An 8,920-nucleotide genomic window follows, 5' to 3' on the forward strand; every position below is an offset into this window, starting at 1 on the left:
CGTGCTGATCGAGCGCGCCGGCAAGCGCCCCGGCCAGAAGCTCGGCAAATCCCCCTGGCTGCAATCCGTCCTGATCGACGGCGGCGAGATCGGCGACTTGGTCGAGGTGGAGATCACCGCCGCCGGCCCGCAAAGCATGCAAGGCCAACGGGCCCAACGCGCGGCGGCGTGAGCGAGACCGCGCAACCCCTGCGCGAATGATCCCTGGCCGCGCGGATCGGTGTAACCGCGCTCAACCTGCTCCTGCCCGGCCTTGGCCTGATCCGCATCGGCAAAGGGCGGAAAGGACTGAAGCTCGCCGCAGCTTCTCAGCTTACCCTTTGGCTTCCCGCCATCGCGGCATTCCTGCTGCCGGTCGCAAACTTTGCGATCCTCATGACGGGCCTGGCGCTGGCGTCGCTGGCGACGATATCATACCTGGTCGTCGCGTGCGTTCGCACGTGGCGCGGATCGCGCGATCAATTCGGCCGGCGCTGGTGGACGCGCTGGTACGCGCTCACCCTCTGGTACGCGATCAGCGCTGTCAGCGCTTCGGCAGCCGTCGATCTGTTCAGGCCTTCCTATCGCACATTCTACATTGCCTCGATTTCCATGGCGCCCACCTTCGCCAAGAATGAGAGTGTCCTGTCCGACATGAGCTGGCGCACGCCCCAGATCGGCAACATCCTCTTGGCGCGAGACCATGATGGCCGCGTGCGCATTTACCGAGTCGCGGCGCTCGGCGGCCAGACCTTCGCCATGCGGCAGGGCGTTCCGATCATCGATGGCCGGGCCGCCACACAGATCGAGGCCGGCCCGATCATCGTGTCCGACACCAGCACCGACGGGCGGTTGGGCAGCATGATGCGCGAGCATCTTCCGGGCGAGGCGGGCGAGCACCGTATCGCCCACGTTGCCGAATTTCCCCAAGATGACGTGAAGCCCCAGCGCGTGCCGCCCGGATCGATCTACCTGCTGGGCGATGACCGTGACATGGCGGCCGATAGCCGTGTCCCGCTGGAATATGGCGGCGTAGGCCCCGTCCCCGTCTCCGCCATCGTCGGCCGCCCGCTCTACGTCCTGTTGAGCCACAACCCCAGCCGCATCGGCCAACGCGCCGACCATTAATGGCGGTGCTATAATCGCCCGCTCATCGTCATGCCGGACTTGATCCGGCATCCCGCTGCCTCTTCGCACACAAGGGCGCTCCCGACGCCATCTCGGCGTACCGGATACGCTCAACCGGTGCAGCAGGATGTCAACGTCGAGAACATCCCTCATTGTCGCGAAGCACGGCGCTCCATCATCCTGGATGTCCTGCGGGGCGTCGACCCGGATGCCGCTTTACTTAGAAATCGAAAACCGATCCAAGGTTCAAGGCCGCTTCGGCGGCCCGCGCCAGAGCGCTTTCGCAAGCGCGCGATCATCTTCATACACGTCATCGAACTTCGAAGACCGGCAGGCCAGACAATAGAAATAGAGCGTTCGCCCGCCTGGCAGGACGAGCGAGCCGCGCCGCTCCAGATCGATGAACCACCGCGCGCGTGCACCTGTCTTCAACGTCAACGTCCCCGCCGCATGGCAGCGCGACATGGACAGATCATGGGTGAACGCGCGCTCATCCACCCGCCCCGCCACGGCGAAAAAGGTACGAACATCGGCGGGCACGAGACGAAAGGCGCGGCAGAAGGCAGGCGTTTCGTCGCCACTGACATCCAGCGAACGCGCGCCATTCGCCGTTATCGTCACGCGACCTACTGCCATGCCCTGCCGCCGCGCAGCCGATGGGGCCGGGGCCAGGATGACGAGCAGCGCCAACACGGCGCCGGGCGACCGAGCAAAAGCTTTCATCGGAGCTTATCCTCCACGCGGTAAGATATCGGCACCATGGCCTGTCGGAAGACGACCGGCACGTCGGATTGGAGCGCGCCGCGATCCGCATCAGCCCTACCGGCGCACGCCACCGCTTCCTCGCGCGGTCGTAACCGCCGTCTCAAAGCTATCCAATTTGTCGCATAATCGAATGGACCCGTCGGTTATTCGGTCTCGCGAATACCGTCAGCCATGTCCCGGTACCACGCTGCCGAGGCATGGTTCCCTCGCGCGGCGAGCCACCGCGAGGTCGCTAGTGCGGCTCGGCGGGCAGTTGTGAATACCGCAGTCTTTTCTTCGGGATGGTTGCCGTCGGGTTGGATAGCGACGCCAGCGGGGGTGAAGGCTTTCGCCATCATGAGCAACCCGTGGTCGAGCAACCCCGCCACCGGACGCCCTGCATGCATGCGGCCGATAAACATGGTCAGCTCGTCCTCACTCCCCATCCGTAACACACCAAGCCCTTCTGCGCGGCCATTGGGGCAGTCGCCAAGCCAACGCCACGGCCGCGGCGTCGAGAAGTGCTGCATGATCGGCGCCGTGGCCTGACAGGAGACGGCTTTCGGCGTCGCGCCGATTGCCGGGCCCATCGTACCGAGAGCCAAGGCTGCGGGCGCTACCAGCATGGCGATGGTGCGCACCACAGTCACAGTCCAAAGCTCTGCAACAGCGCCAGACCGCATTCGAAATGCATCGCGTCGTTTCTGCTTTGATTGTGGTAGCCGCCACCCCAATACCAACCTGCCTCGTTGAAATAGGGCACGAGTGCGTCCAGACCGCGCATCGAGAATTGCGACTTGAACGGCACCAAATTGTCGCCGATCTTGAGGTCGGCAGCTGCTCCCCAGCTATGGTTGGACCACTCGGTGGTGCTACCTCGGATGTAGCGTGGGTTATACCCGCCATCGAGGCGGATGAGCTCGTAAAGATCGGGCAGTTCGGTCCGAACCTTAGCAAATATCGTGCTCATGCTGTTGAGAGCCGGGGTCAATCCGTACATTCGGAACGGGCCTACCGCTACGGTGGAGAGACGGGCAACAACCTCCTTGGTTTTAGGCACGCCGAGCAACTCGATCATCTGATGGGATCTCGGACAGGCGAGGCCTTGGTTGACCTCGGGAGGGGGGCTCATTCGGCTAAAGCCTGTCCAATAGGCGTAGGCGTCCCCCTCCTCGGCGAACTTTGCCGCCATGGCCGCTGTGGCCTGGTTCGCCATAAAAGGAAATGCACGCATAGGTCCTCCGAGCATCGTCGCCGCGTAGCGGTCCACGGCCATGGTGCCGCTGGCTACGCGCGCAGGCACCTTGGCCGGCGCTGGAACGGCCTGCAGGCGGGTCCAGGTCTCGCTATGTGGATCAACCCGGCCGTTCGGATGCGCCATGGAGAAACTGTGCTGAAATCGCTCGATCGCCTGCATGGTATCGCGCCCGCACTTCATATTTTCGGGACCTTTGTAGACGCCGGCTTGGGTGAGCAGCATCTGAACGAGACCAACGTCCACACCTCGATTTTTGCCGCCTAGTCCGACCGATGCAGTAAGGATTGGCATGGCGCACTCCTGCAATATCTTGCTTTTACGATACGCTACGGTCCCAACAACGCTTCATGCTCGTAATGGAGCCATCAGTCGTATCGGCCAACGCGCCGATCATTAATGGGTGGCAACTGCAGCGCGCCGCAGCTGCGGCCGCTATCGACGTGTGGCCGACGCGTGGCTCCAAGCGTCCCTGCTCGAATGCCACTTCGTGGTCATGTACAATGGCGGCGTCGATGCGCGTCGGCGCGGATGGCACGAAGGCACTCACGATGATGAGGAACGCCACGATCAAAGCGCCTACGCATTGTCATTTCTATGCCGTCCCGGCGGTGCATCGCAGCAGAAATAGCTGGAATACAGCACCCGTGATTACCGCCAAATCCTACGGCATGGTCATGAACGGCAGGCTCGTGATAATCCGCCCCGGCCTACCTTTGTACGTGAAGCAAAACGCGGGCACCAGCGAGCGCGGACAGGGTGCAAACGCGGCGTGCGCTCCTCAATGTCCGTCCACACCGCAACCTTGGTGTTCAGCCACTGATCCCGCAGCGGATCCGCCCCCCGGCGACCAGCCGGTGCGTCAGCACCGCCAAGATCACCAACCACAGCGCGAAAGCGGGCTAGCGTAAACCACGCGGCGCCACCACGACTGAATATTCTCGATGCAGAGGGCGAATAACGGAAACTGCGTAGAGCTGTTGTAGGCGCCAGCCCGCAAGGCATACACGGCCAACGCGCCCAGCGGTTTAGGGCCGAGGCGGAGGGTAACGCTAAGTGTGGGGGCTTATGGGCCGTTAGCGGACTGGCAGCTTAAAGGACCGGTGTCGGGACAAGCGGCCATTCGGCTTCCAGTCCAATAGCTGCCGCTACGCGTCACGATCCTCGAATGGCCGCAAGTGGGCCGGCTGCGGACAGGCGCTCTGGACCGCGAAGTAGGAGTAAGCGGACTCGTTCAAATGGGCGCGGTGGGCGCAACGACCCAATCCTGGCCTCTCAACCGGCGCCAGTCGCTGCCTAAAACCTGCCGCTCGTTCATGTGACTGGACCAACCGACCCCGAGCGCCGGCGGTGGGTTGGCTAAAGCGTCGATGGGCTTAGGAAAGGGTGCCGAACGGGTTTTGCACGGTCGCCGGTCCGTCCGCGCCTGGTCTGGCCCCTCGGCAAAGCCGCGCAGACTGTCGAAGACGTAAAGCGCGGCAGCCGTCATTTTGATTCCAGGCTTGCGACCAAACTAAACCCGGTGACCTTGTCCACGCGGACCGGGCACCAAGGCCAGAAATCGCGCAGTACCTCGGGAGCCGGATGCGCGTGAGTGTGGCCAGGGTCGGACGAGAAGATACTAGCAGCCGGCTTGAGAACAGCGGCGAGTCCTGATTGCCAATTGGGGCGGGCTCCATGGTGCATCACTTGGAGAAGCCCCGCTCGATCCAGCCGTCCGCTCCGCCCATAGAAACGCTGCAATGCCGCCAGCCGGGCGGGGGTGTCGAGGAAGCCATCTCCGGTAGCGAGCTGCGCCAGATTGTCCCGGTTGGGATCCATCCGAAATGGAGCGGTCGCTGCCACCGGATCGAACCGGACCCGTGTTCCGATCGGACCGGCATACAGAAACAGCGAGATGAGGTTCGCTGGCACGGACCCGGAGCCGAACGCCCGCTGGTAGATCCGCTTCAGCAGCCGCAGCATCACCGATTGCCGTCGGCGTCCGGCAAGAAGGGCGCCGGCAATCCGCTTTACCCGTCTGATGAATAAGGCGGTGGCGAGCGGCTGCATCGCGGCATCGTTGTAGGGGATGAACTCCCAGAGCGACGGAACGATGATCCTGCCTGCCGGCTTCAGAAAACGGACCTGAACATTTGCGCTGCCGGCGACGGCGGGATCACCATCGCTTCCTTCGGGCGGCGGGCCGTATTCTGCCTTTCCGCCTTCGATCGGTCGGTCGGGATCGGGCTCGTCCTCGAAGCCGGGCACCACGTCATCCGGGCCGGCGCCGGGCACGAACACGACCTCGTCAATTTCGCTACCCTCGATGCTCGCTAGATAGCCGACCGGGTCGAGGTAGAAGGCGAGCAAGGAGTCGTCCGCTCCGATTTCTTCCCCAAGCGCGATCAGCAACCGCTGCCAAAGCGGCACGTAGGGGAGGAGAAGGGTCCGAACACGTACGCCGCGGATCAGTGCGACGATGCCGTTGATGTGGTCGCTGTCGAAGTGCGACAGGGTGACGAGATCGATGCGACGGCCTGCTAGCTCCTTGCGGAACGCCGCGATCGCCTTGTCCCGCTCGGCCGCACCCGATGTCGAGCCGCAGTCATAGACCCAGGTAAACTGGCCGCTGGCCGCTCCGAACAGGCGGCCGGACATGAAGAGACCCTGCCCGACGGGCCACCAATGAACCTCCATCGTCGCCAATCGCGTCACGGTCGTCGTATCTCCGGCGTAAAGAGTGCTGCTCACAACGGGATAGAGGTGGCCGAGGCATTGCGCCATGTACGCTAAGGTCGACTGCGTCGGGGCGGGGGGGACGTTGGGCCAGCGTCCGCCCGCAATCTCCGCGATCAAACGATGATTGAGATCGCGACCAGGCCTCGTGAAATAGGACAGGATCGCTTGCTTGCTCAACTCCGGGCGGAAGCTGAGCATTGTCTTGATCATGCCGATCTCGATCGGAAGGAGGGTATGTGCGCCAGCCACGGTCGAACTCAGAAAGGTCGTTTACAGGTCATATCGACGCACGACGCCACTCAGGCGTGCACGGGCGCACGACACCGTAGTTGCGCCGAAGCGGGTCACCGCACAGCCCGGATGAACTCACGCACTCCCGCCGACGGGGCGATCGCCTCTGCGATTTGCAAGGCGTCGCGCATGCCCGGTACGTCGGGTGTGGTGTGGCCGGGCGGCGTCAGCTCGGAGACGGGCGCGAACTCGGCGCCGAGTCCAAGCCGGTCGTCCTTGAATTCTATGGGCTTGTCGGCGCGGACCCATGCTGGAACCCCGTCATCGAAGATCGACGTGTCGACGAAGAACCTTGGCCCGCCAAGGCCCGCTCCGGAGCCCGCAACATCGGCTACATAGGCCTTTGTAAACGCAAAATTTGCCTGCAGCTGAGGCAGGACGTCGAAGTAGCGGTCGATGCTGGCTGCTTCCCGCACCGCCTCTTCTGGTGCGATCTGTCCCGCCTTCATCCTGGCTAGAATCGAACTCACTTGCCCCGATGCATGATCGATCGTACGGCGGCTGCCCTTCGCCCGAAAGCCCGTCGCAAGCACCATGCGGGATCCGTACCACCCGTTCCGACGTTCGCTTTCGTCCAGCGCCCGAAAAAGGGCAAAGGATCTGGTCAGGAAGTCGTAGGTTACACCCGAGCTGCGCAGCGAAAGGTCTCTGTATGCCACGGCGCCGTCATTGAGCACGAGAGTACGGAAATTGCGTCCGCTATGCTCAGCGACGATCCGATGAAATGCACGAAGCCGAGTTATGGCGGTCTTCGCTTGCGGGGCGATCGGATTGAAGTCGGCCGCTCCGATCATGCCTCCATATCCGAGCAGGTCTACCCAGCAGACAGCCGCCACTTGGAACGGCAGGCTGCGCGCGCGGCCGCTGGCGATGGGCGGATGCACCCTTTGTCTTGGCGCTTTCACGCTCACCTCTTCTCTTTCGGTTGCAAAGCACTTCAGCTTAGCGTCGCCTGGTGGTCTCAGCCAAGTCGGGTTCGGCGCGTCGCGGCGATGGATGTGATTTGAGCTTCCGCTAAGGCGACCCGTCCGGCCGCACCGTCCGTCGCGGTGGTCGCGATGCACAAAGCTTCGGATCGGATAACCTCGTATTTCTATCTTCAGTCGTCTTGGCTGAGCTGCGCTAAGGCATGGAAGCCGCCCTACGTGCTGCCCAAGCGGTCGACCACTTCCGCGAAACCGTCGAGGTTGCAGGCACCTACCCGCTCGCCGAGGTCGGCAAGCACACCGCCGAGGCGTCTGGCGAGTGTGCGGTCATCTTACTTTGGATGAACGACCGGTCGAATGTGCGCTAATCGGCTTCAAAGCGGGCGGGCCGCAATCCCCGTTCGCTGGCGCAAGGGACCTTGGCCTTCCAATCGGAACGAACGGCCGCTTTCGCGATCGACCGCCCAAAAGCGGCTGTTCCGCTTCCCCCCAAAATGCGCCAATCGACCGCTGCTGAATGGATGGCAGGTTTCGGGATTGCCGGTCGATGGGTCGAATGACCGCAATTGGGGCGCAAAGCTGTCGCGGCCGGCCGTAATGCACCTCGTCGACGCATTTGACTGCTTAATACCCTTGATCGCCCGCTTGACAACCCACATATGTTCCCTATACGTTCCGTATTGGAGCTGCTCCGCCACACTCGCTCGCGCGCCCGATCATCAAGTTCGTTTCTGATGTTTTTCGTTTTTACCCCTCCAAAAGGCCCCTCGAGCCAGCATTGACCCCGCCCCCTCGCCTTTCTAGCAAATTTTTTTCGCACCCCGCCGCACGGGGCGAGGGTTAGGGCCTGCATGACCGACCGTTTCTTCTCCATCCACGCCCACGGCATGGTCCGCGTCGCCGCCGCCACCCCCGCTGCCAGCGTCGGCGATGTCGCTGCCAATGCCGCCTCCATCCTCGATTGCGCGCGACAGGCGGATGCGGAGGGCGCCGATCTGGTCGTCTATCCGGAATTGTGCCTGTCCTCTTACGCCATCGACGATCTGCATCTGCAGGAGGCGTTGCTGGATCGGGTCGAGGCGGAGCTGGCCGGGCTGGTCGCGGCCAGCGCGGATCTGAAGCCCGTGCTGCTCGTCGGCGCGCCGCTCCGCCGCAGCGGCCGGCTCTACAATACGGCGGTGGTCATCGCGCGCGGCGTCGTGCTGGGCGTGGTGCCCAAAAGCTACCTGCCCAATTATCGCGAATATTATGAGAAGCGCTGGTTCGCGTCCGGCGTCGGCCTCACCGGGCTCGACATCAATGTCGCCGGCCACAGCGCGCCGTTCGGCCCGGATCTCATCTTCGCCGCCAGCGATCTTCCCGATTTCGTCTTCCACGTCGAAATCTGTGAGGATTATTGGGCGCCGATCCCGCCCTCATCGCTCGGCGCGCTCGCCGGCGCACTGATCCTCACCAATCTGTCCGCCTCCAACATCGTCGTCGGCAAGGAACGCGAACGCGATCTGTACGGCGCCTCGCAATCCGCCCGCGCCACCGCGGCCTATGTCTATTCCGCCTCCGGCCCGGGCGAGAGCACGACCGATCTCGCCTGGGATGGCCAGGCCATGATCCACGAGCTCGGCTATCAGCTCGCCCGCTCCAGCCGCTTCGATCATGCGGCCGAGCTGATCTATGCCGACATTGATGTCGCTCGGCTGCGGCAACAGCGCATGCGCTTCGGCACCTTCAACGATGCCGCGCGCGCCTTCGGCGATCCCGAACAGCGCTTCCGCCGCATCGCCTTTACCCATGATCCGGCCTTTGCCGATATCGGCCTGAAGCGGGTCGTGCCGCGCTTCCCCTTCGTCCCCGCCGATCCCGATCGGCTGGATGAGGA

General features: G+C 63.3%; 9 protein-coding genes. 4 read left to right on the forward strand and 5 right to left on the reverse strand.

Annotation, left to right across the window (positions count from 1 at the left end; genetic code table 11):
• Together ACOJSI_RS03225 and lepB are read left to right on the forward strand one after the other, a co-directional pair.
• Window positions 1-172 (forward strand): TRAM domain-containing protein (locus ACOJSI_RS03225; RefSeq protein WP_420136827.1); only part of this gene is annotated, 172 nt, incomplete at its 5' end.
• Between the two features lie 203 nt (window positions 173-375).
• Window positions 376-1,107 (forward strand): signal peptidase I, encoded by a 732-nt coding sequence (lepB, locus tag ACOJSI_RS03230; protein ID WP_420136819.1) that lies wholly within the window; start codon window positions 376-378, stop codon window positions 1,105-1,107.
• A gap of 246 nt (window positions 1,108-1,353) precedes the next feature.
• Here the strand turns inward: lepB and ACOJSI_RS03235 are convergent, their stop codons facing one another.
• The 5 genes from ACOJSI_RS03235 to ACOJSI_RS03255 all read right to left on the reverse strand — a co-directional run bounded on the left by ACOJSI_RS03235 (window position 1,354) and on the right by ACOJSI_RS03255 (window position 7,029).
• A complete protein-coding gene (locus ACOJSI_RS03235) occupies window positions 1,354-1,830 on the reverse strand; it encodes a hypothetical protein (RefSeq protein WP_420136820.1) in 477 nt (158 codons plus the stop codon).
• 185 nt (window positions 1,831-2,015) lie between these two features.
• The gene (locus ACOJSI_RS03240; RefSeq protein WP_420136821.1) at window positions 2,016-2,495 is read right to left on the reverse strand and encodes a hypothetical protein; all 480 of its coding nucleotides are present in this window, start codon (window positions 2,493-2,495) and stop codon (window positions 2,016-2,018) included.
• A gap of 2 nt (window positions 2,496-2,497) precedes the next feature.
• Window positions 2,498-3,400 (reverse strand): M15 family metallopeptidase, encoded by a 903-nt coding sequence (locus tag ACOJSI_RS03245; RefSeq protein WP_420136822.1) that lies wholly within the window; start codon window positions 3,398-3,400, stop codon window positions 2,498-2,500.
• A 1,191-nt stretch (window positions 3,401-4,591) separates the two neighbouring features.
• On the reverse strand, window positions 4,592-5,746 hold the full coding sequence (locus ACOJSI_RS03250; RefSeq protein WP_420136823.1) for an MBL fold metallo-hydrolase: 1,155 nt from the start codon (window positions 5,744-5,746) through the stop codon (window positions 4,592-4,594).
• Between the two features lie 425 nt (window positions 5,747-6,171).
• Window positions 6,172-7,029, reverse strand: a complete 858-nt coding sequence (locus ACOJSI_RS03255) for a hypothetical protein (RefSeq protein ID WP_420136824.1) — start codon at window positions 7,027-7,029, stop codon at window positions 6,172-6,174.
• Window positions 7,030-7,247: 218 nt separating this feature from the next.
• Between ACOJSI_RS03255 and ACOJSI_RS03260 the strand changes: the two genes are divergently transcribed.
• Together ACOJSI_RS03260 and ACOJSI_RS03265 are read left to right on the forward strand one after the other, a co-directional pair.
• Window positions 7,248-7,412: a hypothetical protein gene (locus ACOJSI_RS03260; protein ID WP_420136825.1), complete on the forward strand. Its 165-nt coding sequence runs from the start codon at window positions 7,248-7,250 to the stop codon at window positions 7,410-7,412.
• 483 nt (window positions 7,413-7,895) lie between these two features.
• On the forward strand, window positions 7,896-8,920 hold a 1,025-nt coding region (locus tag ACOJSI_RS03265), incomplete at its 3' end, for a nitrilase-related carbon-nitrogen hydrolase (RefSeq protein WP_420136826.1).

It is taken from the genome of Sphingomonas sp., from assembly GCF_048595155.1.
GTDB lineage: Bacteria > Pseudomonadota > Alphaproteobacteria > Sphingomonadales > Sphingomonadaceae > Sphingomonas_I.